This window comes from Enterobacter sp. PL_is379 (genome assembly GCF_055817355.1).
The window spans coordinates 83,661-109,046 of the sequence record NZ_JBVPGT010000028.1; the positions used below are offsets into that span (position 1 = coordinate 83,661).

At 55.9% G+C, this 25,386-nt stretch carries 28 protein-coding genes and 2 tRNA genes; 18 read left to right on the forward strand and 12 right to left on the reverse strand.

The window, feature by feature from the left end; translation table 11 throughout:
• Positions 1-48: 48 nt before the first annotated feature.
• On the forward strand, positions 49-456 hold the full coding sequence (gloA, locus tag AC0TOY_RS11160; RefSeq protein ID WP_013096923.1) for a lactoylglutathione lyase: 408 nt from the start codon (positions 49-51) through the stop codon (positions 454-456).
• 95 nt (positions 457-551) lie between these two features.
• Complete coding sequence (gene rnt, locus AC0TOY_RS11165; protein ID WP_024909368.1) at positions 552-1,202, forward strand: ribonuclease T; 651 nt, start codon at positions 552-554, stop codon at positions 1,200-1,202.
• 45 nt (positions 1,203-1,247) lie between these two features.
• Here rnt and grxD read toward each other — a convergent pair whose 3' ends face one another.
• A complete protein-coding gene (gene grxD / locus AC0TOY_RS11170) occupies positions 1,248-1,595 on the reverse strand; it encodes a monothiol glutaredoxin 4 (RefSeq protein WP_003832760.1) in 348 nt (115 codons plus the stop codon).
• A 338-nt stretch (positions 1,596-1,933) separates the two neighbouring features.
• On the opposite strand from grxD, the gene AC0TOY_RS11175 reads away from it, so the two are divergent.
• Both AC0TOY_RS11175 and sodB read left to right on the forward strand, forming a co-directional pair.
• Positions 1,934-2,707 (forward strand): C40 family peptidase, encoded by a 774-nt coding sequence (locus AC0TOY_RS11175; RefSeq protein WP_023311354.1) that lies wholly within the window; start codon positions 1,934-1,936, stop codon positions 2,705-2,707.
• A gap of 122 nt (positions 2,708-2,829) precedes the next feature.
• A complete protein-coding gene (gene sodB, locus AC0TOY_RS11180) occupies positions 2,830-3,411 on the forward strand; it encodes a superoxide dismutase [Fe] (protein ID WP_370883833.1) in 582 nt (193 codons plus the stop codon).
• Positions 3,412-3,449: 38 nt separating this feature from the next.
• Here the strand turns inward: sodB and AC0TOY_RS11185 are convergent, their stop codons facing one another.
• Both AC0TOY_RS11185 and cydH read right to left on the reverse strand, forming a co-directional pair.
• Positions 3,450-4,616 (reverse strand): MFS transporter, encoded by a 1,167-nt coding sequence (locus tag AC0TOY_RS11185; protein WP_061715418.1) that lies wholly within the window; start codon positions 4,614-4,616, stop codon positions 3,450-3,452.
• Between the two features lie 163 nt (positions 4,617-4,779).
• Complete coding sequence (gene cydH / locus AC0TOY_RS11190; RefSeq protein WP_020688313.1) at positions 4,780-4,869, reverse strand: cytochrome bd-I oxidase subunit CydH; 90 nt, start codon at positions 4,867-4,869, stop codon at positions 4,780-4,782.
• Between the two features lie 297 nt (positions 4,870-5,166).
• Between cydH and purR the strand changes: the two genes are divergently transcribed.
• The gene (gene purR / locus AC0TOY_RS11195; RefSeq protein WP_023335431.1) at positions 5,167-6,192 is read left to right on the forward strand and encodes an HTH-type transcriptional repressor PurR; all 1,026 of its coding nucleotides are present in this window, start codon (positions 5,167-5,169) and stop codon (positions 6,190-6,192) included.
• Positions 6,193-6,209: 17 nt separating this feature from the next.
• Here the strand turns inward: purR and punR are convergent, their stop codons facing one another.
• Positions 6,210-7,121, reverse strand: a complete 912-nt coding sequence (gene punR, locus AC0TOY_RS11200; RefSeq protein ID WP_024909370.1) for a DNA-binding transcriptional activator PunR — start codon at positions 7,119-7,121, stop codon at positions 6,210-6,212.
• A gap of 114 nt (positions 7,122-7,235) precedes the next feature.
• On the opposite strand from punR, the gene punC reads away from it, so the two are divergent.
• Complete coding sequence (gene punC / locus AC0TOY_RS11205; RefSeq protein WP_061715420.1) at positions 7,236-8,435, forward strand: purine nucleoside transporter PunC; 1,200 nt, start codon at positions 7,236-7,238, stop codon at positions 8,433-8,435.
• A 298-nt stretch (positions 8,436-8,733) separates the two neighbouring features.
• Positions 8,734-9,882 carry a cyclopropane fatty acyl phospholipid synthase gene (cfa, locus tag AC0TOY_RS11210; protein WP_061715421.1) on the forward strand — a complete coding sequence of 383 codons (1,149 nt, stop codon included), beginning with the start codon at positions 8,734-8,736 and terminating at the stop codon, positions 9,880-9,882.
• A gap of 31 nt (positions 9,883-9,913) precedes the next feature.
• On the opposite strand, the gene AC0TOY_RS11215 is transcribed toward cfa, so the two are convergent.
• Positions 9,914-10,555, reverse strand: a complete 642-nt coding sequence (locus AC0TOY_RS11215; protein WP_248272181.1) for a riboflavin synthase subunit alpha — start codon at positions 10,553-10,555, stop codon at positions 9,914-9,916.
• A 225-nt stretch (positions 10,556-10,780) separates the two neighbouring features.
• Between AC0TOY_RS11215 and mdtK the strand changes: the two genes are divergently transcribed.
• The 4 genes from mdtK (at position 10,781) to AC0TOY_RS11235 (ending at position 14,179) form a co-directional block, all read left to right on the forward strand.
• Entirely contained in the window at positions 10,781-12,154 is a 1,374-nt protein-coding gene (mdtK, locus tag AC0TOY_RS11220) for an MdtK family multidrug efflux MATE transporter (RefSeq protein WP_473721841.1), read from the forward strand.
• A 153-nt stretch (positions 12,155-12,307) separates the two neighbouring features.
• Positions 12,308-12,384 (forward strand) — tRNA-Val (locus AC0TOY_RS11225).
• 4 nt (positions 12,385-12,388) lie between these two features.
• Positions 12,389-12,465 (forward strand) — tRNA-Val (locus AC0TOY_RS11230).
• A gap of 118 nt (positions 12,466-12,583) precedes the next feature.
• Positions 12,584-14,179 (forward strand): FAD-NAD(P)-binding protein, encoded by a 1,596-nt coding sequence (locus AC0TOY_RS11235; protein ID WP_473721842.1) that lies wholly within the window; start codon positions 12,584-12,586, stop codon positions 14,177-14,179.
• A 28-nt stretch (positions 14,180-14,207) separates the two neighbouring features.
• On the opposite strand, the gene AC0TOY_RS11240 is transcribed toward AC0TOY_RS11235, so the two are convergent.
• Entirely contained in the window at positions 14,208-14,843 is a 636-nt protein-coding gene (locus AC0TOY_RS11240; RefSeq protein ID WP_024909376.1) for a carbonic anhydrase, read from the reverse strand.
• Between the two features lie 72 nt (positions 14,844-14,915).
• On the reverse strand, positions 14,916-15,698 hold the full coding sequence (locus AC0TOY_RS11245) for an MBL fold metallo-hydrolase (protein WP_473721843.1): 783 nt from the start codon (positions 15,696-15,698) through the stop codon (positions 14,916-14,918).
• A gap of 125 nt (positions 15,699-15,823) precedes the next feature.
• Here AC0TOY_RS11245 and AC0TOY_RS11250 point away from each other — a divergent pair, with 125 nt between their 5' ends.
• On the forward strand, positions 15,824-15,964 hold the full coding sequence (locus AC0TOY_RS11250) for a hypothetical protein (RefSeq protein WP_003857665.1): 141 nt from the start codon (positions 15,824-15,826) through the stop codon (positions 15,962-15,964).
• Between the two features lie 92 nt (positions 15,965-16,056).
• Here the strand turns inward: AC0TOY_RS11250 and AC0TOY_RS11255 are convergent, their stop codons facing one another.
• Entirely contained in the window at positions 16,057-16,224 is a 168-nt protein-coding gene (locus tag AC0TOY_RS11255; RefSeq protein WP_014831607.1) for a hypothetical protein, read from the reverse strand.
• Between the two features lie 245 nt (positions 16,225-16,469).
• On the opposite strand from AC0TOY_RS11255, the gene AC0TOY_RS11260 reads away from it, so the two are divergent.
• Genes AC0TOY_RS11260 through AC0TOY_RS11275 form a run of 4 tightly spaced genes read left to right on the forward strand, consistent with a single transcriptional unit; the run spans position 16,470 to position 19,564 of the window.
• Positions 16,470-17,300 carry an ABC transporter substrate-binding protein gene (locus AC0TOY_RS11260; RefSeq protein WP_196243988.1) on the forward strand — a complete coding sequence of 277 codons (831 nt, stop codon included), beginning with the start codon at positions 16,470-16,472 and terminating at the stop codon, positions 17,298-17,300.
• Positions 17,301-17,302: 2 nt separating this feature from the next.
• Positions 17,303-18,118 (forward strand): amino acid ABC transporter ATP-binding protein, encoded by an 816-nt coding sequence (locus AC0TOY_RS11265; protein ID WP_157189009.1) that lies wholly within the window; start codon positions 17,303-17,305, stop codon positions 18,116-18,118.
• Positions 18,118-18,894, forward strand: coding sequence for an amino acid ABC transporter permease (locus AC0TOY_RS11270; protein ID WP_473721844.1), 777 nt, complete (start codon positions 18,118-18,120; stop codon positions 18,892-18,894). Before AC0TOY_RS11265 ends, AC0TOY_RS11270 begins: the two co-directional genes overlap by 1 nt.
• Complete coding sequence (locus AC0TOY_RS11275) at positions 18,878-19,564, forward strand: amino acid ABC transporter permease (protein WP_024909381.1); 687 nt, start codon at positions 18,878-18,880, stop codon at positions 19,562-19,564. Before AC0TOY_RS11270 ends, AC0TOY_RS11275 begins: the two co-directional genes overlap by 17 nt.
• Here AC0TOY_RS11275 and fumD read toward each other — a convergent pair.
• From fumD to AC0TOY_RS11295, 4 genes are all read right to left on the reverse strand, one after another.
• Complete coding sequence (gene fumD, locus AC0TOY_RS11280; protein ID WP_008500615.1) at positions 19,545-19,754, reverse strand: fumarate hydratase FumD; 210 nt, start codon at positions 19,752-19,754, stop codon at positions 19,545-19,547. The two genes, AC0TOY_RS11275 and fumD, sit on opposite strands and share 20 nt — an antisense overlap.
• Positions 19,755-19,864: 110 nt before the next feature.
• The gene (locus AC0TOY_RS11285; protein ID WP_008500616.1) at positions 19,865-20,677 is read right to left on the reverse strand and encodes a MetQ/NlpA family ABC transporter substrate-binding protein; all 813 of its coding nucleotides are present in this window, start codon (positions 20,675-20,677) and stop codon (positions 19,865-19,867) included.
• A gap of 23 nt (positions 20,678-20,700) precedes the next feature.
• Positions 20,701-21,369, reverse strand: coding sequence for a methionine ABC transporter permease (locus tag AC0TOY_RS11290; RefSeq protein ID WP_024909382.1), 669 nt, complete (start codon positions 21,367-21,369; stop codon positions 20,701-20,703).
• Positions 21,362-22,384 (reverse strand): methionine ABC transporter ATP-binding protein, encoded by a 1,023-nt coding sequence (locus AC0TOY_RS11295; protein ID WP_148769568.1) that lies wholly within the window; start codon positions 22,382-22,384, stop codon positions 21,362-21,364. Before AC0TOY_RS11295 ends, AC0TOY_RS11290 begins: the two co-directional genes overlap by 8 nt.
• A gap of 400 nt (positions 22,385-22,784) precedes the next feature.
• Between AC0TOY_RS11295 and AC0TOY_RS11300 the strand changes: the two genes are divergently transcribed.
• Together AC0TOY_RS11300 and AC0TOY_RS11305 are read left to right on the forward strand one after the other, a co-directional pair.
• Positions 22,785-24,155 carry a pyridoxal-phosphate dependent enzyme gene (locus AC0TOY_RS11300; protein WP_061715427.1) on the forward strand — a complete coding sequence of 457 codons (1,371 nt, stop codon included), beginning with the start codon at positions 22,785-22,787 and terminating at the stop codon, positions 24,153-24,155.
• Between the two features lie 11 nt (positions 24,156-24,166).
• Positions 24,167-25,312: a trans-sulfuration enzyme family protein gene (locus AC0TOY_RS11305; RefSeq protein WP_420278624.1), complete on the forward strand. Its 1,146-nt coding sequence runs from the start codon at positions 24,167-24,169 to the stop codon at positions 25,310-25,312.
• The last annotated feature ends 74 nt before the right edge of the window (positions 25,313-25,386 follow it).

A 25,386-nucleotide genomic window follows, 5' to 3' on the forward strand; every position in this document is an offset into this window, starting at 1 on the left:
CGTTTCTGTTCAAAAAGACAGTCTATTTCATTGGTTAATGAGGAAATTATGCGCCTACTTCACACCATGCTGCGCGTTGGCGACCTGCAACGTTCTATCGATTTCTACACTAACGTCCTGGGCATGAAGCTGCTGCGCACCAGCGAAAACCCGGAATACAAATACTCGCTGGCGTTCGTGGGTTACGGCCCGGAAACGGATGAAGCGGTGATCGAGCTGACCTACAACTGGGGCGTTGACAGCTATGAGCTGGGCACGGCCTACGGCCACATCGCGCTGGAAGTGGACAACGCGGCCGAAGCGTGTGAGCGCATCCGCAGCAACGGCGGTAACGTCACGCGCGAAGCGGGTCCGGTAAAAGGTGGCACCACCGTGATTGCGTTTGTCGAAGATCCGGACGGTTACAAAATCGAGCTGATTGAAGCCAAAGACGCCGGTCGCGGTCTGGGCAACTGATCCCTCAGGGCGCAACGTGCGCCCGTAGTTTTACTGCATCCCCTCGCAAAATTTGCCATAATGCGCTCTGCTTTTTCCCCATGTAAGAGACCCTGATGTCCGATAACGCTCAATTTAGCGGTCTGTGCGACCGTTTTCGTGGTTTTTATCCCGTTGTCATTGATGTAGAAACAGCCGGATTTAACGCTAAAACCGATGCGCTGCTCGAAATTGCCGCCATCACGCTGAAGATGGATGAACAGGGCTGGCTTACACCGGACACCACGCTGCATTTCCACGTTGAACCTTTCGAAGGGGCAAACTTACAGCCGGAAGCGCTGGCGTTTAACGGTATCGATCCGCATAACCCGCTGCGTGGTGCAGTAAGTGAATATGACGCGCTGCACGCCATTTTTAAAATGGTGCGTAAAGGCATGAAAGAAAGTAACTGCAGCCGCGCCATTATGGTGGCCCATAACGCCACCTTCGATCACAGCTTTACCATGGCCGCTGCCGAGCGCGCGTCGCTTAAACGCAACCCCTTCCACCCTTTTGTGACCTTCGACACCGCCGCGCTGAGCGGCCTGGCGCTGGGACAAACGGTGTTATCAAAGGCCTGTATTACGGCTGGCATTCCGTTCGACGGCACGCAGGCGCACTCCGCGCTGTATGACACGGAGCGTACCGCAGAGCTGTTCTGTGAGATCGTCAACCGCTGGAAGCGTCTGGGCGGCTGGCCGCTGCCGATGGATGACAGCGAAGAATAAAAAAAAAGCGACCTTATCTGGTCGCTTTTTTATTTGCGCAGAAAATTACTCTGCGTCCGGCTCTTCCGTTTTGTACTTCGCTGCCGTCTCTTTGATCAGCTGCTGCAGTTCGCCGCGCTGATACATTTCAATCAGGATATCGCAGCCGCCAACCAGTTCACCGTCTACCCACAGCTGTGGGAACGTCGGCCAGTTCGCGTACTTCGGCAGTTCAGCGCGGATGTCAGGGTTCTGCAGGATATCAACGTAAGCAAAACGCTCACCACAGGCAGACAGCGCCTGAACCGCTTGCGCGGAGAAGCCGCAGCTTGGCAGCTTTGGAGAACCTTTCATATACAGCAGAATCGGGTTTTCAGCGATCTGGCGCTGGATTTTTTCAATAGTGGTGCTCATGTCTTGCTTCCTTTAACTTCTGTTACGGCATTCGTCTGACATTGTAGCGGTTCAGACTGGCATCGGAAAATAACATTTTTGTCACGTTTATACATTCTACTCCGAGTCAGGAAAAGTTGCATTGCAAATGGTGTTTACCCCTGCGGCGGTCAGGGTTTTGCTTAGGGAATGGGCAAATGAGCGACAGAACGATGAATTTTTTTGCACTTGCTTACGAAACACGATTGTAGATTGAAAAATGCTATTAACTTTCTGGCTTTTTATAGATTAGAATCGACGGGCTTTGTAAATCACACGCGGGTATTATTGATGACCTGCATTAATCAGGGGACTGCCCAGTGGCGCGGATAAATAAAATCTCGATCACGCTCTGTGCTTTACTGTTTACTTCACTCACTTTCACGCCAGTGGCAAACGCCTCTCAGCAGGCGCGGCATTCTGCTGTACAAAAAAACCATCTGGTGAAAGCCACAGAACGTAAGAAAAAAACCACCGCTAAGAACGACAAGAAAAAAACACCGGCTCAGACGAAACAGACCGCTTCCAGCAAGACGAAAACCAAACCTTCCCGTACTGCCCACTCCGCCAAAAGTAAAGCTTCGCAAACCGCCGCTAACCTTGTTACTGAAAAATGCATCACGCGTAAAGGCCATAAGGCGAAATGCACGAAGGTCACGAAAATAGCGGAAGTGCATAAAGTGCGCGTACAGAAAGCGCAAAAAACCGCGATGAACAAACTGATGGGGCAGATTGGCAAACCCTATCACTGGGGTGGCAGCTCGCCGCGTACCGGCTTTGACTGCAGCGGCCTCGTCTATTACGCCTATAAAGATCTGGTCAAGTTCCGCATTCCTCGTACCGCTAATGAGATGTACCACCTGCGCGATGCCTCACCGGTTGACCGCGGTGAGCTGGAAAACGGCGATCTGGTATTCTTCCGCACTCAGGGTCGCGGCACGGCTGACCACGTCGGCGTCTATGTCGGCAACGGAAAATTCATCCAGTCACCGCGTAGCGGCCAGGATATTCAGATCACCTCTCTCAGTGAAGACTACTGGGTACGCCATTACGTCGGCGCACGTCGCGTAATGACGCCGAAAACCATTCGCTAACCCCTACCCTGCCACACCCGTGGCAGGGTAAGTTCCTCTTTTGCATACCCTTTCAATTTGCTATCCTGTCCCTGTTGTCTGTGTGGTTATTGGCAACGCAAAATACAATAAGGAGAGAAGCAATGTCGTTCGAATTACCTGCACTACCGTATGCAAAAGACGCCCTGGCACCGCATATTTCTGCGGAAACCCTGGAATATCATTACGGCAAGCATCACCAGACGTACGTCACTAACCTGAACAATCTGATCAAGGGCACCGATTTTGAAGGCAAAACGCTGGAAGAGATCGTCCGCAGCTCAGAGGGTGGCGTATTCAACAACGCGGCTCAGGTGTGGAACCACACCTTCTACTGGCACTGCCTGGCGCCAAACGCCGGCGGTGAACCTGTCGGTGAACTGGCTACCGCTATCAACGCCGCCTTTGGCAGCTTCGCGGATTTCAAAGCGAAATTTACCGATGCAGCCATCAAGAACTTCGGCTCGGGCTGGACGTGGCTGGTTAAAGAGGCGGATGGCAAACTGGCTATCGTGTCCACCTCTAACGCAGGCACCCCGCTGACCACCAGCGCTAAGCCGCTGATGACCGTGGACGTATGGGAACACGCTTACTACATTGATTACCGCAACGCGCGCCCGAACTACCTGGAGCACTTCTGGGCACTGGTTAACTGGGACTTTGTGACGAAGAACTTCGCCGCGTAAGAGACACGCAGAAGGGTTCGCCCTTCTGCGTTTTTGGTTTATTCCGCAGCGCAGGCTGCTTCAGGCTGTTTACGACCCGACATCATCACCAGCAGCAGGCCGAGCGCGGCAATAATCGCCCCCATCACCGGCACAAAGCTGTACCCCAGTCCCCCTGAAATCACGGCCCCACCGGCCGCCGCACCGAGCGCGTTGCCCAGGTTGAAGGCGCCGATGTTGACCGACGATGAGAGGCCCGGCGCTTCATGCGCAACACGCATCACGCGCATCTGCAGCGGCGGCACCACGGCAAAGGTGGCGGCTCCCCAGACGACCATCGCGATCGCGGCGCCAAACTCATTACGCGCCAGCCACGGAATGGCAATCATGATGACAATCAGCAGGGTTAAGAAGCCCTTCAGCGTGCCGCTTACGGAACGGTCGGCAAATTTCCCACCGAGATAGTTGCCGATCGAGAAGCCCACGCCTATCAGCACCAGCATCGCGGTCACAAAGAGAGGCGTTGCGTGGGTGATGTCATGCAATACCGGTGAAATATAGGTGTAGAGGGTAAACATCGCCCCTGCCCCCAGCACGGTGGTGAGCAGCGCGGAGAGCACCTGCGGGCGCACCAGCACCGACAGCTCTCTGCGCACGTCAGGACGTTCACCCGCGCTGCCTTTCGGCAGGGAGAAGAACAGCGCCACCATCGCGACCACGCCCAGCCCGGCCGTCGCCAGGAATGACATCCGCCAGCCGATCGCTTCCCCCAGCCAGGTTGCCGCAGGCACCCCGCCGATGTTGGCAATCGTTAGCCCCATAAACATGGTTGCTACGGCGCTGGCCTGCTTATGTTTTGGCACCACGCTGGCAGCCACGACCGATCCCAGCCCGAAGAACGCGCCGTGGTTAAGGCTGGTCAGAATACGCGACAGCATCAGCGTGGTGTAGTCCGGCGAAATGGCCGAAAGCACGTTGCCCAGGGTGAAAATCGCCATCAGGAAAATCAGCGCATTGCGGCGCGCGCGGTGCGAAAGGAGAAGCGTCATCAGCGGCGCCCCCACCATCACGCCGATAGCATAGGCGCTGATTAACATCCCTGCCGCAGGGATCGAGACGTCCACGCCGCGGGCGATGACGGGCAGTAACCCCATCGGGGAGAATTCAGTGGTGCCAATCCCAAAAGCGCCAATCGCCAGGGCCAGCAGGGGAAAATTGATTTTCATGCGTCAACTCCGGATGCCGTGTCATGTGGTGACACAGAACAAAGAAGCGGAAAGCATGACATCAATCACAAAAAATGAGAAGTTAACAAAATGGCAAAAGATTTTTGCCAGAGAAGTAACAATCGGGTCGATCGGGAGGGAGAAGGCTCTCCCTCCGCGTAAATCAGTGCAGCGCAGCCGTCAGACCGGCCGCGACAATCAGAGCCAGCACAATAACGGTGGTGAACAGCGAAAACTTCAGATCGGAACTCATCAATTTTTCTCCTTTTAATCCCCCCACGAAAAGTGAGCCTGCTCATTTTTGCATAATTTACGTCAAAAATCTTCCTGGATTTAGGCTGATAAACACTTTACCTCTTCCCCTTTTCATCAAGATAGGACAAAATTCCACGCTAAATTTATTAGCGTACCGGCCATTGACCCCCTCCTGACGTCCCGTGTCGTTTTCCCGGCGTGCCGCAATTCAAGATTGCGTGATAAGGGTGAGAGAAGGCAAACGTTTACCTTCAAGTTTTTCAGGAGTTTAGGATATGGTCTGGAGTGACATTTAATGGCAACAATTAAAGACGTAGCAAAACGCGCAAACGTTTCCACTACAACCGTATCACATGTAATTAACAAAACCCGCTTTGTGGCGGAAGAGACGCGCAACGCCGTCTGGGCAGCGATCAAAGAGCTGCACTATTCGCCAAGTGCGGTTGCGCGCAGCCTCAAGGTTAATCACACCAAGTCCATTGGATTGCTGGCCACCAGCAGTGAAGCGGCCTATTTTGCCGAGATCATTGAAGCGGTTGAGAAAAACTGCTTCCAGAAAGGTTATACCCTGATTCTGGGCAACGCGTGGAACAGCATTGAAAAACAGCGCGCCTATCTGTCGATGATGGCGCAAAAGCGCGTTGATGGCCTGCTGGTAATGTGTTCCGAGTACCCGGAATCCGTGCTGTCGATGCTCGAAGAGTATCGCCATATTCCTATGGTGGTCATGGACTGGGGTGAAGCGCGCGCGGATTTCACTGATTCCGTTATCGATAATGCCTTCGAAGGCGGCTATATGGCCGGTCGTTATCTGATCGAACGCGGTCACCGCGAGATTGGCGTGATCCCCGGTCCGCTGGAGCGCAACACCGGCGCGGGCCGTCTGGCCGGTTTTATGAAAGCGATGGAAGAAGCGCTGATCAACGTGCCGGAAAACTGGATTGTGCAGGGTGACTTTGAGCCGGAGTCGGGCTACCGCGCAATGCAGCAGATCGTCTCCCAGCCACACCGTCCGACCGCCGTTTTCTGCGGGGGTGACATCATGGCAATGGGCGCGCTCTGCGCTGCCGACGAACTGGGTCTGCGTGTACCGCAGGATATTTCCGTGATCGGGTATGACAACGTGCGTAACGCGCGTTTCTTCACGCCAGCGTTAACCACCATTCACCAGCCGAAAGATTCGCTGGGCGAAACGGCCTTCAATATGCTGATGGACAGGATCGTCAACAAACGTGAAGAGTCGCAGTCCATTGAAGTTCACCCGCGTCTTATCGAACGCCGTTCCGTTGCGGACGGTCCGTTCCGCGATTACCGTCGTTAATCGCTTTACGGGGCCAGCTACGCTGGCTCCCGTAACCATTCCCGGTTTAGCGTTTCGCTGTCTCCCAGATAATCCAGCAGCCAGGCCATCGCAGGCGAGACATCACTTTGCTGCCAGGTCAGGCAGCAGGCCGCATCCGGGAACGGATTCTCCAGCGTCAGCTCAACCCACTCTCCGGTATCGATGCGCGGACGCGCGAAATGAACGGGCACCATCGCGACGCACAGTCCGGCGCTGAGGCACGTCGCCGACGATTCCCAGTCAGGGGCCACCACCCGCCGCTGGTTGTCCAGAAGCCAGGTGATACGCTTGGGCAATGAACGGGAGGTATCCTCCAGCACCAGCGACGGCCAGTTGCGCAGCGTATCATCGCTGAGCGGCCCCTCCATCGCCGCCAGCGGATGATCGCTTGCCACCACGCACTTCCAGCTCAGCATCCCCATATCGCGAAAGGCGTAACGTCCCCCGACCGGGATCGCCTGCGTGGCCCCGATTGCCATCTCTGCCCTGCCGTCCGCCAGCGCATCCCAGACGCCGTTGAACACCTCCTGCGAGACCCGCAGCTCGACATCTGAAAAATGACGATAGAAATCGACGATCATCTGCCGGGTACGTTCCGGCTTAACGATGTTATCCACCGCGATGGAAAGATGCCCCCGCCAGCCGTTAGCGATCTGCTGACACTGTTCGCGGGTGATCTGCATTTTTTTGATAACAGAACGCCCTTCCTTCAAAAACCACGCCCCTGCGGGCGTTAATTCCACATCACGATGGCGCCGCTCAAACAGCGGAACCGCCAGCCACTCCTCCAGCTGACGCACCGTGTAGCTGATGGCCGAAGGGACGCGGTGCAGCTCCTGCGCTGCACCGCTAAAGCTGCCGTTACGCGCGACAGCATCGACCACTTCAAGAGAATAATCTGACCACATTTTCTGCCTGCAAAAAATTTGAATGCACCCGCCAAATATTAGCGTTTCACAAGCGGCTTTGCACTCCCTACACTCTGCGCCAACGTACACCTGCCTCCTCAGGAGAATAAGAGAATGCAACCCAGGAAAGGATTTTTAGTCTGGCTCGGCGGCTTAAGCGTGCTGGGCTTTTTGGCCACCGACATGTACCTGCCCGCGTTTGCCGCGATGCAGGAAGACCTGCAAACCCCTGCGGCGGCCATCAGCGCCAGCCTGAGCCTGTTCCTTGCCGGTTTTGCTTTCGCGCAGCTGCTGTGGGGACCGCTCTCGGATCGCTTTGGTCGTAAACCGGTACTGCTGCTGGGTCTGGCCATTTTTGCCGTGGGCTGCCTGGGGATGCTGTGGGTGCGCGATGCCACCTGGCTGCTGGTGCTGCGCTTTATTCAGGCCGTGGGCGTCTGTGCTGCGGCGGTGACCTGGCAGGCGCTGGTGACCGACTACTATCCGGCTAACCGCACAAACCGTATTTTCGCCACCATTATGCCGCTGGTGGGTCTTTCCCCTGCCCTGGCTCCGCTGCTGGGCAGCTGGATCCTCGCGCACTTTGACTGGCAGGCCATTTTTGCCACGCTGTTTGCCATCACGCTGGTGCTGATGCTGCCGGCGTTTGCCCTTAAGCCCGCGCATAAAAAAGAGGCGCATGCGGATGCGAAGCCGATTACCTTCACCTCCCTGCTGAGCGCCAAGGCGTATCGCGGGAATGTCCTGATTTATGCCGCCTGTTCGGCCAGCTTCTTCGCGTGGCTCACCGGTTCGCCGTTTATTCTGCACGATATGGGCTACAGCCCGGCGGCCATCGGTCTGAGCTATGTTCCGCAGACCATCGCGTTCCTGGTGGGCGGGTACGGCTGCCGCGCGGCGCTGCAAAAATGGGAAGGTCAGCAGATGCTGCCATGGCTGCTGGTGCTGTATGCGCTGAGCGTCATCGGTACCTGGGCCGTCGGGTTTATTCCGGGCGCGGGCCTGGCTGAAATTTTGATTCCCTTCTGCGTGATGGCCGTGGCGAACGGGGCGATTTACCCGATCGTGGTGGCACAGGCGTTGCGTCCGTTCCCGCAGGCGACAGGCCGCGCCGCCGCGCTGCAAAATACCCTGCAGCTGGGTCTGTGCTTCCTGGCAAGTCTGGTGGTCTCGGCGCTGATTGCGACGCCACTGTTAACCACCACCAGCGTGATGCTGGTCACCGTTGCGCTGGCGGTGATGGGCTATCGCATGCAGGCCTCCGCGCAGCGTGAGCAGGATAGCGGCGCTCAGGTGGAAACCTCGCATGCCTGATTGCGCCAGAAATCATGTTACATTTCAGTGATTAGGTTGCTAACAATTTTCTATTGAATCACCAAATTTTGAGGCCTATACTAAATTTGGTTCGATTAAATACGATAAATATTAAGTGTTAACGGGAGCCGGAGTGCTCCCGTTTTACCATGGAAGGCATTTCGGCAAGGGTTATCTCCCTTCCTCTGTTCTACGTCGGATATTAGCCTCGCGGTATTTACCGTGAGATTTCTCACAAACCAAAAAAAGCGTCTACGCTGTTTGAAGGTTCTGATCACATCAGGGTGATGGAGAAGCTATGAGTTCATCGTGTATAGAAGAAGTCAGCGTTCCGGACGATAACTGGTCCCGGATCGTCAGTGAACTGTTAGGTCGAGCAGGCATCACTATCAATGGATCATCGCCATCCGATCCTCAGGTTAAACATCCCGACTTTTTTAAACGCGTATTGCGGGAGGGATCGTTAGGCCTGGGAGAAAGTTATATGGACGGCTGGTGGGAGTGCGAACGTCTGGATACCTTTTTTGCCAGCGTGCTGCGTGCCGGTCTGGAAAACCAACTCCCGCGCAATCTGAAAGACACCCTGCGCGTCGCCTCTGCCCGACTGTTCAATCTGCAAAGTAAAAAACGCGCGTGGATCGTCGGCAAAGAGCATTACGATCTCGGCAATGACCTGTTCAGCCGTATGCTGGACCCGTTCATGCAGTACTCCTGCGCCTACTGGAAAGACGCGTCGACGCTTGAGGAAGCGCAGCAGGCAAAGCTGCGTCTGATTAGCGAGAAGCTGCAGCTACAGCCCGGCATGCGCGTGCTGGATATCGGCTGCGGCTGGGGTGGGCTGGCGTATTTTATGGCGAAGCACTATGGCGTCAGCGTAGTGGGCGTCACGATTTCAGCGGAACAGCAAAAAATGGCGCGAGAGCGCTGTCAGGGTCTTGATGTGGATATCCGGCTGCAGGACTACCGTGACCTGAACGAGCAGTTCGACCGGATCGTTTCCGTCGGCATGTTCGAGCACGTGGGGCCAAAAAACTACGATACCTACTTTGAGGTGGTGGATCGTAATCTGAAACCGGACGGGCTCTTCCTGCTGCACACCATCGGCTCTAAGCGGACCGACAATAACGTTGACCCGTGGATCAATAAATACATCTTTCCGAATGGCTGTTTACCGTCCGTTCGCCAGATCGCCAACGCCAGTGAATCCCATTTCGTGATGGAAGACTGGCATAACTTTGGCGCGGACTACGACACCACCTTAATGGCGTGGCATGAACGTTTCCAGAAAGCCTGGCCCGAGATTGCGGACAACTATTCAGAACGATTCAAACGGATGTTTAGCTATTATCTGAATGCCTGCGCGGGGGCGTTTCGCGCACGGGATATTCAGCTCTGGCAGGTGGTATTCAGCCGAGGGATTGAACACGGACTGCGTGTCGCACGCTAAAAAAATAACCCCGGCTATCCGGGGTTATTTTTTATTCTTCTTCTGCGGTCTTTATCATTGCGGCTTCTTTTGCTGCCAGCACGCGCTCCACCGTATCCACCACCGCCTGGGTTTGCGGATCGATTTCGATATTCACACGATGCCCCAGTTTTTTGGTGCCCAGCGTGGTGCGCTGCAGCGTTTCAGGAATTAAATGCACGCAAAAACGCGTTGGCGTCACTTCTCCCACGGTCAGGCTAATCCCATCGATGCCAATAAATCCTTTATAGAGGATGTATTTCATTAATGACGGGTCCTGCATTTTAAACCAGATTTGACGGTTATTTTCCGAGGTCACGATTTTCGCCACTTCGGCAGTGGTCATGATGTGCCCGGACATCAGGTGACCGCCAATCTCATCGCTGAACTTCGCCGCGCGCTCAACGTTGACGGTATCGCCTACCACCAGCTCGCCCAGGTTAGTGATCCGCAGCGTCTCTTTCATTAAATCAAAGCTAATCTGGTTGCCGTTAATTTCGGTCACGGTCAGGCAGCAGCCGTTATGCGCAATCGACGCACCGGTTTCAATGCCCTCAAGCATATATTCCGGCAGCTCAACAACATGAGTACGGAAATTAGGTTTTTCATCAATGGACACCACTTTGGCAGTGCCCTGCACAATACCAGTAAACATGCTTACAACTCCTGTTTTTTCCGAACGGTGATGACACCGTTTAATCCCTCCACAATAACAGTTGGAAAAACAGGTTGCCAGCGGAGCGCATTTTCTGGCGATTTTTTCACTAGATAAATAGCTAAAGCCCGCTACAATAGCTGGCACCCCCCTGCATTTTCTTCTTGCTGCCCGTTTCGGCGGCTTTTTTAGTCTCTCAAATAACTACAAAATAAAGGTGTTCACGTGCAGAAGTACATGAATGAAGCGCGCCAGTTATTGGCACTGGCTATACCAGTGATCGTCGCGCAAGTGGCCCAGACCGCAATGGGATTTGTGGATACGGTAATGGCAGGTGGCTACAGCGCCACCGACATGGCAGCCGTGGCTATCGGCACGTCAATCTGGCTTCCGGCCATCCTGTTCGGTCACGGTCTGCTGCTCGCGCTCACGCCTGTTATCGCTCAGCTCAATGGCTCAGGCCGTCGCGAGCGCATCGCCCATCAGGTTCGCCAGGGTTTCTGGCTGGCAGGGTTTGTCTCCGTGCTGATCATGGTCGTGCTCTGGAACGCGGGCCATATCATTCGCGCTATGCATAATATTGACCCGGCGCTGGCGGACAAAGCCGTGGGCTATCTGCGCGCGCTGCTCTGGGGCGCGCCGGGCTACCTCTTTTTCCAGGTGGCGCGTAACCAGTGTGAAGGCCTGGCGAAAACCAAGCCCGGCATGGTGATGGGTTTTATCGGGCTGCTGGTCAACATCCCGGTTAACTATGTCTTTATCTACGGTCATTTCGGGATGCCGGAACTGGGCGGCGTCGGCTGCGGCGTGGCGACAGCCGCCGTTTACTGGGTGATGTTCTTCTCGATGCTTACCTTCGTGAAGCACGCCCGCTCCATGCGAGACATTCGCAACGAGAACAGATTCAGCACGCCGGACTGGAGCATCATGACGCGTCTGGTGCAGTTAGGGTTGCCGATTGCCCTTGCGCTGTTCTTTGAGGTGACCCTGTTTGCCGTGGTTGCCCTGCTGGTCTCCCCGCTGGGCATTGTGAACGTGGCCGGGCACCAGATTGCGCTGAACTTCAGCTCCCTGATGTTCGTCCTGCCAATGTCGCTGGCCGCGGCAGTGACGATTCGCGTGGGCTTCCGCCTGGGACAAGGTTCGACGCTCGATGCGCAAACCGCCGCGCGGACCGGACTGGGCGTCGGCGTCTGCATGGCCATTTGCACAGCGCTTTTCACCGTGGCGCTGCGCGAGCAGATTGCCCTGCTCTATAACGACAATCCGGAAGTCGTTACGCTGGCATCGCACCTGATGCTGCTGGCTGCGATTTACCAGATTTCGGACTCCATCCAGGTGATTGGCAGCGGCGTGCTGCGCGGTTATAAAGACACGCGCTCCATTTTCTTTATCACTTTCATCGCCTACTGGGTGCTGGGTCTGCCGTGTGGTTATATTCTGGCCCTGACCGACCTTGTGGTTGACCGCATGGGACCGGCGGGGTTCTGGATGGGCTTTATCATCGGCCTGACGTCGGCGGCGATTATGATGATGATGCGCATGCGCTTCCTGCAGCGTCAGCCATCAACGATCATTTTGCAACGCGCTGCCCGTTAAATACGCAGTAGCCGCCACCCGGCGGCTACTTTCTCTTCACTTTGCGCGGTAATACAGCAATCGCGTGAAATCAGAGAGAAAATTGCATTTTCCCTCTTGCCACCTCGGTGCTGTGCCGCTAATATTCGTCCCCGTTGTCACCGACAACACGTTGCGTTCATAGCTCAGTTGGTTAGAGCACCACCTTGACATGGTGGGGGTCGTTGGTTCGAGTCCAATTGAACGCACCATTCTGCGTCCGTAGCTCAGTTGGTTAGAGCACCACCTTGACATGGTGGGGGTCGGTGGTTCGAGTCCACTCGGACGCACCATTTCAGTCCTGAAATGGTGCAAATCCTCTTCTGATAGCCTGAATTTTCCTAATCCTTCATTTTCATTACTGTTCTCCTGCTACGCTTTTCTCATGGAAAAAAGAGAGGACAACCGTCGATGAAGAAAATCGCCATTATCGGTTCCGGCCCAACAGGGATTTATACCTTTTACGCCCTTCTTAAAAACCCGCAGCCGCTTTCGGTCTCCGTCTTTGAACAAAGTGATGAAGCGGGCGTGGGTATGCCCTATAACGACGACGATAACTCTCGTCTGATGCTGGCAAATATCGCAAGTATTGAAATCCCGCCCATTTTTATGACCTACCTCGACTGGCTCAAAGGCCAGAGCGAAGCCCATCTGGCACGCTTTAAGGTTGATAAAGCCCGCCTGCATGACCGACAGTTCCTGCCCCGGCTCCTGCTGGGTGAGTATTTCCGCGACAGCTTTCGGTCCATCGTAAAAGAGGCGGAAAAACGGGGATTTCAGGTTGATGTCCATAAATCCGCCCAGGTCACCGATATCGTGCCCTCGAAAGAAGGCGTTACGCTTTCCGTCAACGGCAGCGCCTTTCCTGAACGCTTCGACCTTGCGGTTATCGCCACCGGCCACGTCTGGCCAGAGGAGGATGAAGCCACGCGCACGTTCTTCCCCAGCCCGTGGTCCGGTCTGATGGACGCCAGTATTCCGCCCTGTCGCGTCGGTATTATGGGGACATCGTTAAGCGGTCTCGACGCGGCCATGGCGGTCGTAATGCAGCACGGTGCGTTTCGCGATGATAAATTTGTGCTAAATAAAGGCAGCGAGGCGCTGAAGATTGTCCTGATGTCCCGGACGGGCATTCTGCCGGAAGCCGATTTTTACTGCCCTATTCCTTACGAGCCGCTGTCGATATTGACCGAACGCGTGTTAGAAAGCGAGATTGCCAAAGGACCGGATGGCCTGCTCGATCGTATCTTTGTCCTGATGGTCAAAGAGCTTCAGCTCGCTGACCCTGCGTGGAGCGAGAAAATGTCTCTGCATACGCTGAATGCGGACACCCTTCGTGAGGCCTGGTTTGAGGATCGTAAACGGCACGGACCCTTTACCTGGGCGGAAGATAACCTGAAAGAAGTTGAGAAAAATAAACGCGAACGCCGTACCGTGGCCTGGCGCTATACCGTGCTTCGGCTGCATGAAGTGGTTCAGGAGATCGTTCCCCATCTCAGCGATCGAGACGTTGAACGCTTCAAACAGGGGCTGGCTCGGGTATTTATCGACAACTATGCCGCCATCCCTCCGCAGTCTATCCGCAGGCTGCTCGCGCTTCGCGAAGCCGGCATCATCAGCGTGGCCGCGCTCGGTGACGACTACACGCTCGACGTTGGCAGCGATCGAACGGTGATAACCACACAAGAGACCGTTTACCGCTTCGACGTTTTTATTGATGCGCGCGGGCAAAAGCCGCTCAAAACGAAAGATCTGCCCTTCCCGACGCTGCGAAAACAGCTGGAAGCGACCGGCGATGAGATACCCGATATCGGCGAGGATTACACCTTAAAAGCGCCTGACACCGTTCGCGGGCGCATCACCTTCGGTGCGATACCGTGGCTGATGCACGATCGTCCCTTCGTTCAGGGGCTGGCGGAGTGTGCAGAGATTGCAGAGGCGATGGCGAAAGCGGCGGAAAAAACCGCGTCGGGGGTGCGGCGGAGATTACCCTATTTTGAAAACTGACAGGGCATCCGTGCCCTGCTGTCGCTGATTACTCGAAGAAGACTTCCGGGTTTTCCGACAGCGAAACGAAGGTTTTCGTCTCTTTATTCAGGGCGAGGATTTCGCCGCTTTCAATGTCGTACACCCAGCCGTGCAGTCGAATGGAGTTATTACGCAGGCCCACCGCGACGGAAGGATGGGTCTTAATGTTGCTCAGCTGCGCAAACACGTTCTCCTGCACCATCGCATTGACCTTATCGATCGGCTTATCCCAGGTTTTTTTCTCCACCACGGCTTTCGCCGCGTCGGAATAGCGCAGCCAGTGTGACACGGCAGGCATCGGCTCCAGGTTCGCGTTATCGGCAATCGCCTTCATCGCGCCACAGTTGGAGTGACCACAAATCACGATATCCGTGACGCCCAGCGCCACGACGGCGTATTCGATGGTAGCGGACACACCGCCAGGCTCGGGTCCGAACGGCGGCACGATGTTGCCAGCATTACGAATGACAAAGAGTTGTCCTGGCTCTTGCTGGGTGACAAGTTCCGGGACCAGACGGCTGTCGGAGCATGAGATGAACAGCGCTTTGGGATTCTGGCTGGACGCTAAACTGCGGAAGAGTTCTTTACGTTGCGGGAAAATCTCTTTTTGAAAGCTGAGAAAACCTTCAATGATATGTTGCATAGCAATGTCTCTTTTATCTGTTTTAGTTTAGGTATGATCGAGATCACACTCGTAAAGTTTACCCATCGTGGTTTACTTCAGACAAGCAATATATTTCTGGCCCGAGCGCTGCACAATTTCGTCCGCGTTAGCGAGGATGTTCTGCCCTTCGAACGCGCCGTACAGACGTTCAAACGTTCTGCCTTCCAGATGATTCACGACCGACGCCACGGTGCGGGCCGGCAGTGGAAGATAGTTCGGGTAGCTCCACATAAACGAGACGGCGTCTTTACCCGGCGTGACCTGCAGAATATCGCCCGCCAGCAGTACCCCGTTCCCCTCCTGCCAGTGCAGCACCGTTCCCCCGGCAAAATGCCCCCCCAGACGCAGCAAGGTGACTGACGGGAAAATCTCCAGCGCATCCCCCTCCCAGAAATGAATGGCCGGGCTGTCGCGCATCACCCACTCGCTGTCGCTGGCGTGCAGGTACACCGGCGCATCAAACGCCGCAGCCCACTCCTGCATCGTGGTGTAATAGTGCGGATGTGAAATCGCAATCGCGCTGATGCCGCCGAGGGCGGTAATGAGCGTTTTGGTTGCGGGGTCGAGGTTGGCGATACAGTCCCAGAGAATATTGCCGTGGGGCGTTTGCAGCAGCAGCGCCCGCTGGTTGATCGCAAACGCCGGGACCGTTTTGATCCCAAACAATCGCGGCTCCAGCTGCTGCCATTTGTTGCTATGCGTGGCGGTGACGGTATCGAGATCGGTCCACGCCTGCCCCGTGCTGGGGACATACTGGCGTTCATCCTCGCAGATCGGGCATTTCTCAGGCTGTGTATCGTAAGCCGTTCCGCAGGTTTTACAGAGTGTAATCATGTGCTCTCCTCAGCGATAAAGCACTGAGTATGGCAGGGATTATCCTTATGTGCTGCGAGGTACATTGCTGGCTTTTTTTACCCTATACTGTGCCAGTATCGAAAACTGAACAGAGCAGGTGCAACATGGAAATTGATCTCGATAATTTAGTCTTTAACGGTCTGGATGAAGCAGAAGAGCGTAATGCGGAACGTCTGGACGACGCGGATAAAAAAGCGCAGGCGATTGTCGCCGACGACGACTGCGGCGACGCCTGCAAGATCTAATAAAAAAGCACCGGGAAACCGGTGCTTTTTTATTTCACTCGTTAAACGTCACGCACACCTCGTTCCAGTACGTTTCGCGCGTGCGGCGCAGTTCAGCGTGACGTTTTATCATGGAACCACTCCGGGTCAATGTTGGCAACGTCTACGCCATATAGGCTGGCGACAGGCAGTATTGACTCAAGAACACGTTGCGCGCTGTTCTCCGCATTCACTGGTCGGGTCGCAAAAAACCGCCGTAACGTGCTGATCCACTTTTTCATCGTCTTACCCTCTCTCGCCGTGTCTGACCTCAGTTAAGCACTCAAATGCCGCGCGGGTGAAATACCAAAATCCACTGTCCATGTGCAGGATTTGCAAATAGCCTCCCGTTCTTTTCACGCTTCATTAACACCTTGTTCACTAATGCTTTTTTGCTCAAAGCAAAGAACGATTTCTTATTTGGCGATAGCTTTCGCTTATGGGAGCGTAGCGGGGTAAAACAAAAACAACGGGATGGCGTATGACTATGGCAGCAAATATGAAAGGGTTTACCAAACGGACACTGGTTCTGGGATTACTGGCGGCGGGGAGCCTGCTTTCAGCGCAGGCACAGGCCGATCAGCTGGCGGATATTAAGGCCGCAGGGGTGGTGAAAGTGGCCACGTTTGACGCCAACCCGCCGTTTGGCTCGATTGATGCCAAAACGCACGAGATCGTGGGTTACGACGTGGACTTCGCCAAAGCGCTGGCAAAATCGCTCGGCGTGAAGCTTGAACTGGTTGCCACCAATCCGGCCAACCGTATTCCGCTGCTGCAGTCCGGGAAAGCAGACCTGATCGTGGCAGATATCACCATCACCCCGGAACGCGCGCAGGTGATTGATTTCTCGACGCCTTACTTCGTCACCGGCCAGCAGTTCCTCGTTCCGGTGAAATCACCGGACAAGCTCGATGACTATAGCCGGGCGCGCATTGGCGCGGTCAAAGGCACGACGGGCGAGCAGGCGCTGCACCAGCGTTTCCCGCAGTCCCGCGTCCTCTCTTATGACGACATTCCTCTGGCATTGACCGCACTGCGCAATGGCAACGTCCAGGCCATTACCCAGGACAGCACCATTCTGGCCGGTCTGCTGGCGCAGGCACCGGACAAAGCTAACTTCAAAATCCTGCCCGATCTGCTGAGCAAAGAAGAGATTGGCGTGGGGGTGAAGAAAGGTGAAACGGCGCTGCTGAAGGCCGTTAACGACGAGCTGGTTAATCTCGAGAAGAACGGTCAGGCAGCAAAAATCTACGATGTCTGGTTTGGTCCAGGCACCCCTGCCCCACAGCCTCGCGCCTTTAAAATAGAAGCCAGATAATTATGCTCTCAGGTTTATTTTCACACTCCGCGGCCGGTGCCGCGGATTTTTCACATCTGGAACAGGCCAGCGTCGAGTTTCGTCATGTGGACAAACGCTACGGTGACCATCAGGTTTTAAACGACATTAATCTCACCATCACCCCCGGTGAAGTGGTCGCCATCCTCGGCCCGTCGGGTTCCGGTAAATCCACCCTGATTCGTCTCATCAACCAGCTTGAAACCCTTAGCGGCGGGGAGATTCTGGTCGATAACAAGCCTACCGGAAAGCTCTCCGGTACCGGGCTGCGTCAGCTGCGTAGCCGCGTGGGGTTTGTGTTCCAGCAGTTCAATCTTTACGCCCATCTCACCGCCAGCCAGAACATCACCCTGGCACTGGAGCACGTTCACGGCTGGAAGCCACAGCCTGCCCAGGAGCGCGCGCTGGCCCTGCTGGAGAAGGTCGGGATGCTGGAAAAAGCCCACCATTTCCCGGCAGAGCTTTCCGGCGGGCAGCAGCAGCGCGTCGCGATTGCCCGTGCCCTGGCCTCTTCACCGCAAATCATCCTGTTCGATGAGCCCACCTCGGCGCTGGATCCGGAGATGATTGGTGAAGTGCTGTTTGTGATGAAAGCCCTCGCCCACAGCGGGATCACGATGATTGTCGTAACCCATGAGATGCAGTTCGCCCGGGAGATTGCCGACAGAGTCGTCTTTATCGACGGGGGGCAAATTCTGGAAATTGCGCCGCCGGCGCAATTTTTCAGTCGGCCCTCGCATCCGCGCGCGCAGCGGTTCCTGCAAAAGGTGCTCAACCCGCTGCATCAGGAGCATCTGTAATGCCCGCGCTCGACTGGCAGGGGGTACTGACCGGACAGCCTCTGCAGTGGATACTCTCCGGATTCCTCACCACCCTGTGGGTAACGCTTGCCGGGATGATGCTGGCCAGCCTGCTCGCATTGCTCTTTATGCTTCTGCGCCTTTCCGGCGGACGCCTCGGGAACGCGGTCGTTAGCAGCTTGGTGTCGCTGTTTCGCAATACGCCGCTGCTGGTGCAGCTGCTGTTCTGGTATTTTGCCGCCTGGAACGGTCTACCGCAGGCGTTCCGCGACGCGGTGAACGCGGATCACAGCTGGTCAATTCTGCCCGGCGACATCTGGTGGTTTACGCCCGAATTTTTATGTTCTGCCTGGGGGTTGGGTGTCTTTACCTCGGCGTTTTTAATTGAAGAGGTGGAGTCGGGCTTACGTTCCGTACCTGCCGGACAGCGGGAGGCGGCGCTCGCTCAGGGATTCTCCGCGTGGCGCCTGTTTCGCTACATCCTGCTGCCGCAGGGGCTGGCCAACGCCTGGCAGCCGGTCGTTGGCCAGTACCTTAATCTGATGAAGCTCTCCTCGCTCGCCAGCGGGATTGGCTTCGCCGAGCTGACCTATCAGGTCAGGCAGATTGAGAGCTATAACGCGCACGCGCTGGAAGCATTTACCTTCGGAACCGCACTCTATCTGCTGACCGGCCTGGTCATGGGGATGGTGCTGGTTCGCATTGGACCTGAAGCGAAACGTAAACGCCCAAACGTCGCCACCTCAGGGAGTGAAAAACATGATTGCCGGACTTAATGTCATCACCGATAACCTCGATTATCTGCTGTGGGGACGCGCGGCAACGGGTGAACCGGGGGGCGTATTGCTCTCGTTGATGATGGCGATTGGGGCCGCCGTCATTGCTCTGCCCGGTGGGATAGTGCTCGCGTGTCTGGCCTGGCGCTTTACCGGGCTCGTGCGCAAGACCCTCTTTTTGTGGGCAGAGCTGATTCGCGGTATCCCGCTCATCTTCGTAATTTTCTGGATGTGGTATCTCCTGCCGCTCATTACCGGGGGCGATCTGCCGGGGGCGCTGACCGTCACGCTGGCGCTGGCCTGGTTTACGGCGGCTACCGTAATGCACTCGGTACTGGCCGGACTTAATGCGCTACCGTCCGGGCAGTACGAAGCCGCACTGTCACAGGGATTCAGCACGCAGCAAACCCTGTGGCGCGTGCTGCTGCCGCAGGCGCTGAGGAACATTCTGCCGTCGCTGGTGGGGATTTTTATCAGCCTGCTGAAGGATACGTCGCTGGCGTTTATCGTGAACGTACCGGAACTGACCACGGTGGCGGGACAGGTCAACAACCGGGTGCAAATCTACCCGGCGGCCATTTTTATCTTTACGGGCGTGGTCTACTACCTGCTCTGCTGCTCGCTCGAGCAGCTTGCAAAGCGCTGGCGCTTTACCCGGCCAGCGCTTTAACTACCGTTTCCATCGCTTCGGTTGTCAATTCACTGCGTTTCACGCGCTGGTTCGCCAGCGCGGTACGCAGGACTCCGGCAATGACAATATGCTTTGGCTCCTGCCCTAAATCACGCATCTCAAGCACCACCTTCCCGACCACCCGGCACATCTCCTGGTACAGCGCTTCATCTTTGGTCACGTTACCCATCGTCATCACTCCATTGCCTGTTAAACGTTGAGCTTAAATGATTCTCCAGCCGGATACAAAAAAGAAGCCCGGCGAGAGACTCGCCGGGCTTCATCTGTAAAATCAGTAAATTAGTTGTTTACTGGAATGACCGCGCCTTTGTACTTGGTGCGGATCCAGTCCTGAATCTCTTTTGAGTGCAGCACGTTCACCAGCGCGACGATGTCTTTCTTCTTCTCGTCACCGCGATGCACGGTGATGATGTTGGCATACGGGTTGTTTTCACCGCTCTCAACCGCAATCGGGTCGTGAACCGGATCCAGACCCGCGTCAATCGCATAGTTGGCGTTAATCACCACCGCGTCGCCTTCGTTGTTGTTGTACATCTGCGGCAGCAGAGACGCTTCAACGTTAGGCGTGAACTTCAGCTTTTTCGGGTTCTCGACGATATCGCTGATGCGTGCGGTCACTTTATCGATGCCCGGCTTCAGCTTGATCACGCCCTCTTTTTCGAAGATAGAGAGAATACGCCCCTCTTCAGAAACCGCGTCACGCATGATGATTTTGCCGCCTTCCGGCAGGTCTTTCAGCGACTTGTATTTTTTGGAGTAGATGCCGATTGGCTCAATGTGGATCGCGCCCGCACTGACAAAATCGTAGTCTTTATCGCCCGCATGATCTTTCAGCACGCTGTTCAGGTAAGGAATGTGCTGGAAATAGTTCGCGTCGATGTCATGACCCGCCAGCGCGGTGTTCGGCAGAATGTAGTCCTGGAACGGTTTAATCTCCAGGTCGATCCCCTGCTTCGCCAGAATCGGCTTTGCCTGCTCCAGAATTTCGGCGTGCGGCGTGTTGGATGCGCCCACGGTCAGGGTGTCAGCCCAGGAAGCGAAGCTCAGGGCGCTCAGGGTTGCGGCGGCGATCAGTGTCAGTGTCTTTTTCATGATGTGGTTCCTGTGTGTATTTATTAGCGTTTATCTAACAGTGAAGTAATGACATCGCCGCAGAACTGGATAATGAAAACGATGATTAAAATGGTCACCGTTGCCACCAGCGTGACGTCACCATGGTTGCGCTGGAATCCTTCCAGATAAGCCAGATTTCCCAACCCACCGGCGCCAATCACCCCCGCCATTGCGCTGTAGCTCACCAGCGCAATGAGCGTCACCGTAATACCTGATACCAGTGCAGGTGATGATTCCGGCAGTAAAACCCGAAACACTAACGTGCTCAGTCGTGCGCCCATCGAGCGCGTTGCTTCTATAACGCCTTTATCCACTTCACGCAGGGCGATCTCCACCAGGCGTGCGTAGAACGGTGCGGCACCCACAATCAGCGCCGGCAGCGCCGCGTTGGCACCAAGGATGGTGCCGACGACGGTCTTGGTGAACGGGATCAGCAGGACAATCAGAATGATGAACGGAATCGAGCGGAACACGTTCACCACAATCGAAATGACGCTGTAGACCGTGCGGTTGTGGAACAGCCCGCCGCGTGCGGTTAAAAACAGCGCCAGACCCAGCACGATACCCAGTACAAAAGTCGCCACGCCGGACAGCGCGGTCATGTACAGCGTCTCCAGCGTCGCCGCCCAGAGCTGGTCCCACTTGAGATGCGGAAAGAGATCCTCAGCCATGTTTAATCACCTCGCCTTCAATATCGCTGTGCTTCAGGTCGGCGAGGATATTGTTCAGTTGTTCATCGGATGCCACTACATGTACCCAGAGCTGGCCAAACACGCCGTGGGCGGTTTGCGTCATTTTCCCGTGCAGGATGTTAAACGGCAGGCCATAGCGCAGGGTCAGTTCACCCACGATCGGCTTATGCGTGCTGTGCCCGGTGAAGGTCAGTCTGATGACCGTGCCTTCCAGATCGTTTGCCAGTTCGGTATTGAACGTTTCTTCTTCAGCGTACTGGCTCACCTGACGGACAAACTGCTGCGTAATCGGCTGCTGCGGATGGGTAAAGACGCTCAGCACGTCGCCCTCTTCCACGACTTTACCGTTCTCCATCACCGCCACGCGGTCGCAGATTTTGCGCACCACGTGCATCTCGTGCGTGATCAGCACGATGGTCAATTTGAACCGGCGGTTAATATCCAGCAGCAGATCGAGGATCTGATCGGTGGTCTGCGGGTCAAGCGCGGACGTGGCTTCATCGCAGAGCAGCACGTCAGGGTTGTTAGCCAGCGCACGGGCGATGCCGACGCGCTGTTTCTGGCCGCCACTGAGCTGAGACGGGTAGGCATGCTCGCGACCTTTCAGGCCGACCAGCTCCACCAGCTCGGCGACGCGGGCGGTGATTTTTGCTTTTGGCACGCCGGCAATCTGCATCGAGAAAGCAATGTTTTCATTTACCGTGCGCGACCACAGCAGGTTGAAGTGCTGAAACACCATGCTGATTTTCAGGCGCGCCTGACGCAGCGCTTCACCTTTTGCCGCCGAAATGTCCTGTCCATTAATGGTGACGCTACCGGCGCTGGGTTTTTCCAGGCCGTTGAGCAGACGAATCAGCGTGCTTTTACCTGCCCCGCTGTAACCGATAATCCCGTATATCTGTCCCTGTGCTATCGTCAAATTGACGTTATCAACGGCTGTGAGTGCCACCTTTCCGTTGTCAAAAACCTTCGAAATATTGCTCAGTACAATCATTCTTATTCGTTATCCGTGCCGCTCATGGCGGTTTAGCAGTATGGATGTCCAAACGATAGTAAACAGGCGTTATCAGCTTTTAAATGAACAAAAAAGAATTTGTTATAACTTTCGGAAATAAACAGCGGATTTACCGGGTGGGATGCATTTAGACCAATTTCAGCAATGATTATCTGCCGGATGCATATCTGCTGGCGAATGCCCGCGAAAAATGGTCATTTTTTCAGCATTTCATGCCAATATAGCCATCCTCACATCCAGACAACTTTACGTCTTGCTGTCCTGACTTCCAAAAATGACATTTATATTCCTTTCTGATCTAAAGAGCAGTGAATGGTTCTTTATTGAGAAAATTTCACCGCCCTATCATCCCGTCATGACATCCAGAAAGGAAAACATCATGACGATTTATCACTCCGTCACTGAACTGATTGGTCGTACCCCGCTGATCCAGCTGCATAAGCTTGATACCGGTCCCTGCTCGCTGTTCCTGAAGCTGGAGAACCAGAATCCGGGCGGTTCGATTAAGGATCGCGTTGCGCTGTCGATGATTAACGAAGCGGAACGCACCGGGCAGCTGCAGCCGGGCGGCACGATTATTGAGGCCACGGCGGGCAATACCGGCCTCGGTCTGGCCCTGATCGCCGCCCAGAAAGGCTACTCGCTGATCCTGGTGGTGCCGGACAAAATGAGCCGCGAGAAGATTTTCCACCTGCGCGCGCTGGGTGCCCAGGTGGTGCTGACCCGCTCCGACGTCAACAAGGGCCATCCTGCCTATTACCAGGATTACGCCCAGCGTCTGGCGAACGAACTGCCCGGCGCGTTTTACATCGACCAGTTCAATAACGAAGCCAACCCGCTGGCGCACCGCACCACCACGGCGCCGGAACTGTATGAACAGCTTGACGGCAAAATCGACGCCATCGTGGTGGGCGTCGGCTCAGGCGGCACGCTGGGCGGCCTGCAGGCATGGTTCGCCGAGCACTCTCCACACACGGAGTTTGTCCTGGCCGATCCGGCCGGTTCCGTTCTGGCCGACCAGGTGGAGACCGGACGCTACCACGACGCGGGCTCCTGGCTGGTTGAGGGTATTGGCGAAGACTTTATTCCGCCGCTGGCCCACATTGAAGGGGTGAATCGCGCCTGGCGTATCACCGACCGGGAAGCGTTTATCACCGCGCGCGAGCTGCTGAAAACGGAAGGCATTCTGGCGGGCTCCTCCAGCGGCACGCTGCTGGCGGCCGCGCTGAAGTATTGCCAGGCGCAGACCGCGCCGAAGCGCGTGGTGACCTTCGCCTGCGACAGCGGCAATAAATATCTCTCGAAGATGTTCAACGATGACTGGATGCGTCAGCAGGGACTCATCACGCGCCCCCAGGCCGGCGATCTCTCTGACTACATCGCCCTGCGCCACGACGAAGGCGCCACCGTCACCGCTGCCCCGGACGACACGCTCTCCACCGTCCTGGCGCGCATGCGCCTGTATGACATATCCCAGCTGCCGGTGCTGGAGAACGGCAAGGTGGTGGGCATTATCGACGAGTGGGATCTCCTGCGGCATATCGGCGGCGACGGCGATCGCTTCGCGCTGCCGGTGACGGCAGCCATGACGCGTCAGGTGGAGTTCCTTGATAAACACGCGCCGGAAAGCGCCCTGAACGCCATCTTCGACCGCGGTCTGGTGGCCGTGATTAATGACAACGACCGTTTTCTCGGTCTGATTACGCGCAGCGACGTTCTGACCGCCTGGCGCAACCGTCTTCAGCAATAAAGGAATAGATGATGAAAAACCTGGCTACCCTGAGCGTCCACAGCGGCGAGTTTAACGACCAGCACGGCGCCGTCATGCCGCCGATTTACGCCACATCGACTTTTGCGCAACCCGCGCCCGGGGAGCATACCGGCTATGAGTACTCCCGCAGCGGCAACCCTACCCGCCATGCGCTGGAAACGGCGATTGCCGAACTGGAAGGCGGCACGCGCGGCTACGCCTTTGCCTCCGGTCTGGCGGCCATCTCCACGGTGCTCGAACTGCTGGATAAAGACAGCCACATCGTTGCCATTGATGACGTATACGGCGGCACATACCGTCTGATCGAGAACGTGCGCAAGCGCAGCACCGGCCTGCAGGTCAGCTGGGTTAAACCGGACGACTTAGCCGGGCTTGAGGCCGCCATTCGCCCGGATACCCGCATGGTGTGGGTCGAGACGCCAACCAACCCGCTGCTGAAGCTGGCGGATCTGGCGGCCATCGCGGCAATCGCCCGTCGTCATAACGTCATCAGCGTGGCGGATAACACCTTCGCGTCGCCGGTGATCCATCGTCCGCTGGAGTCGGGTTTCGACATTGTGGTGCACTCCGCCACCAAATACCTGAACGGCCATTCTGACGTGGTGGCCGGGCTGGCGATTGTCGGGGACAACAAGGAACTGGCGGATAAGCTGGGCTATCTGCAAAACGCGGTGGGCGGCGTACTGGATCCGTTCAGCAGCTTCCTGACGCTGCGCGGTATTCGCACGCTTGCGTTGAGGGTCGAAAAGCACAGCACCAACGCGCTGGCGATTGCGCAATGGCTCGATCAGCATCCTCTGGTCGAAAAGGTGTTCTATCCCGGCCTGGAATCACATCCGCAATATCAGCTTGCCCGTACGCAGATGGCCCTGCCCGGCGGGATGATTTCTGTCGTGGTCAAAGGCGATGCGCAACGCGCCACCGAGGTGATACGCAGCCTGAAGCTGTTCACCCTCGCGGAAAGCCTCGGCGGCGTGGAAAGTCTGGTGAGCCAACCTTACAGCATGACGCACGCCTCGATTCCGCTGGAGCAACGCCTGGCAAACGGCATTGTGCCGCAGCTGATCCGTCTGTCAGTCGGGATTGAAGATCCCAAAGACCTGATTGCCGACCTCAGTCAGGCGCTGCAGAAATAAGCAAATGGCGGCAGGTCCATCACCTGCCGCCACAAGTTGTCATCATGGCTTAACGCCTTGATAACAATATTATG

What these genes read in the sequence shown, in the direction of transcription:
- AC0TOY_RS11250 (WP_003857665.1), top strand. Translation starts at nt 15,824, where the DNA reads ATGGAAATTGATCTCGATAATTTAGTCTTTAACGGTCTGGATGAAGCA.
- AC0TOY_RS11245 (WP_473721843.1), bottom strand. Translation starts at nt 15,698, where the DNA reads ATGATTACACTCTGTAAAACCTGCGGAACGGCTTACGATACACAGCCT.
- punC (WP_061715420.1), top strand. Translation starts at nt 7,236, where the DNA reads ATGCAACCCAGGAAAGGATTTTTAGTCTGGCTCGGCGGCTTAAGCGTG.
- fumD (WP_008500615.1), bottom strand. Translation starts at nt 19,754, where the DNA reads ATGGGTAACGTGACCAAAGATGAAGCGCTGTACCAGGAGATGTGCCGG.
- AC0TOY_RS11305 (WP_420278624.1), top strand. Translation starts at nt 24,167, where the DNA reads ATGAAAAACCTGGCTACCCTGAGCGTCCACAGCGGCGAGTTTAACGAC.
- AC0TOY_RS11275 (WP_024909381.1), top strand. Translation starts at nt 18,878, where the DNA reads ATGATTGCCGGACTTAATGTCATCACCGATAACCTCGATTATCTGCTG.
- punR (WP_024909370.1), bottom strand. Translation starts at nt 7,121, where the DNA reads ATGTGGTCAGATTATTCTCTTGAAGTGGTCGATGCTGTCGCGCGTAAC.
- AC0TOY_RS11260 (WP_196243988.1), top strand. Translation starts at nt 16,470, where the DNA reads ATGGCAGCAAATATGAAAGGGTTTACCAAACGGACACTGGTTCTGGGA.
- AC0TOY_RS11240 (WP_024909376.1), bottom strand. Translation starts at nt 14,843, where the DNA reads ATGCAACATATCATTGAAGGTTTTCTCAGCTTTCAAAAAGAGATTTTC.
- AC0TOY_RS11285 (WP_008500616.1), bottom strand. Translation starts at nt 20,677, where the DNA reads ATGAAAAAGACACTGACACTGATCGCCGCCGCAACCCTGAGCGCCCTG.
- AC0TOY_RS11295 (WP_148769568.1), bottom strand. Translation starts at nt 22,384, where the DNA reads ATGATTGTACTGAGCAATATTTCGAAGGTTTTTGACAACGGAAAGGTG.
- AC0TOY_RS11235 (WP_473721842.1), top strand. Translation starts at nt 12,584, where the DNA reads ATGAAGAAAATCGCCATTATCGGTTCCGGCCCAACAGGGATTTATACC.
- AC0TOY_RS11300 (WP_061715427.1), top strand. Translation starts at nt 22,785, where the DNA reads ATGACGATTTATCACTCCGTCACTGAACTGATTGGTCGTACCCCGCTG.
- AC0TOY_RS11215 (WP_248272181.1), bottom strand. Translation starts at nt 10,555, where the DNA reads ATGTTTACTGGTATTGTGCAGGGCACTGCCAAAGTGGTGTCCATTGAT.
- gloA (WP_013096923.1), top strand. Translation starts at nt 49, where the DNA reads ATGCGCCTACTTCACACCATGCTGCGCGTTGGCGACCTGCAACGTTCT.
- sodB (WP_370883833.1), top strand. Translation starts at nt 2,830, where the DNA reads ATGTCGTTCGAATTACCTGCACTACCGTATGCAAAAGACGCCCTGGCA.
- AC0TOY_RS11265 (WP_157189009.1), top strand. Translation starts at nt 17,303, where the DNA reads ATGCTCTCAGGTTTATTTTCACACTCCGCGGCCGGTGCCGCGGATTTT.
- AC0TOY_RS11290 (WP_024909382.1), bottom strand. Translation starts at nt 21,369, where the DNA reads ATGGCTGAGGATCTCTTTCCGCATCTCAAGTGGGACCAGCTCTGGGCG.
- AC0TOY_RS11255 (WP_014831607.1), bottom strand. Translation starts at nt 16,224, where the DNA reads ATGAAAAAGTGGATCAGCACGTTACGGCGGTTTTTTGCGACCCGACCA.
- AC0TOY_RS11270 (WP_473721844.1), top strand. Translation starts at nt 18,118, where the DNA reads ATGCCCGCGCTCGACTGGCAGGGGGTACTGACCGGACAGCCTCTGCAG.
- purR (WP_023335431.1), top strand. Translation starts at nt 5,167, where the DNA reads ATGGCAACAATTAAAGACGTAGCAAAACGCGCAAACGTTTCCACTACA.
- cfa (WP_061715421.1), top strand. Translation starts at nt 8,734, where the DNA reads ATGAGTTCATCGTGTATAGAAGAAGTCAGCGTTCCGGACGATAACTGG.
- AC0TOY_RS11185 (WP_061715418.1), bottom strand. Translation starts at nt 4,616, where the DNA reads ATGAAAATCAATTTTCCCCTGCTGGCCCTGGCGATTGGCGCTTTTGGG.
- cydH (WP_020688313.1), bottom strand. Translation starts at nt 4,869, where the DNA reads ATGAGTTCCGATCTGAAGTTTTCGCTGTTCACCACCGTTATTGTGCTG.
- rnt (WP_024909368.1), top strand. Translation starts at nt 552, where the DNA reads ATGTCCGATAACGCTCAATTTAGCGGTCTGTGCGACCGTTTTCGTGGT.
- grxD (WP_003832760.1), bottom strand. Translation starts at nt 1,595, where the DNA reads ATGAGCACCACTATTGAAAAAATCCAGCGCCAGATCGCTGAAAACCCG.